The following is a 661-nucleotide window of genomic DNA, read 5'->3' as shown; positions in this document are numbered from 1 at the left end:
TGTGTGTTGGGTAGGGGAGCGTCGTGTGCGGCGTTGAAGCATCCGAGTGATCGTGGTGTGGAGTGCATACGAGTGAGAATGCAGGCATGAGTAACGAATGAGCAGTGAAAACCTGCTCCGCCGAATGACGAAGGGTTCCTGGGTCAAGCTAATCTTCCCAGGGTGAGTCGGGACCTAAGGCGAGGCCGACAGGCGTAGTCGATGGACAACCAGTTGATATTCTGGTACCTCACAACAGCCGTCCATGATGAAGCAGTGGTACTAACCACCCATCATCGCATCCCCTGTCACCTTGTGTGACTGGTGGTACGTTTTGGTGCGTGGGACCTTCATTGGTAGTAGTCAAGCGATGGGGTGACACAGGTTGGTAGCCACGCCACGAGGTTGGTGTTCGTGGTGTAAGCGTGCAGCCCGCCTACTAGGCAAATCCGGTAGGCATGATGGGTCAGGCGTGATGCAACCCCACAGTGGTGGGGAAGGTGGTGATCCTAGACTGTCGAGAAAAGCCTCTAGCGAGGATGTTGTGAGCCCGTACCCCAAACCGACACAGGTCGTCAAGTAGAGCATACTCAGGCGAACGGGTGAACTGTGGTTAAGGAACTCGGCAAAATGCCCCCGTAACTTCGGGAGAAGGGGGGCCACTGTTGGTGCCACACTCTTT

General features: G+C 55.7%; 1 rRNA gene. It reads left to right on the top strand.

Annotated features, from left to right (window positions below):
• Positions 1 to 661 (top strand): 23S ribosomal RNA (locus IEU99_RS10945); the annotation flags it as partial.

Source organism: Corynebacterium pelargi, assembly GCF_014635485.1.
Classification (GTDB): Bacteria; Actinomycetota; Actinomycetes; order Mycobacteriales; family Mycobacteriaceae; genus Corynebacterium; species Corynebacterium pelargi.
The sequence above is the reverse complement of the archived record's forward strand: the minus strand, read 5'-3'. Positions and strand labels throughout refer to the sequence as shown.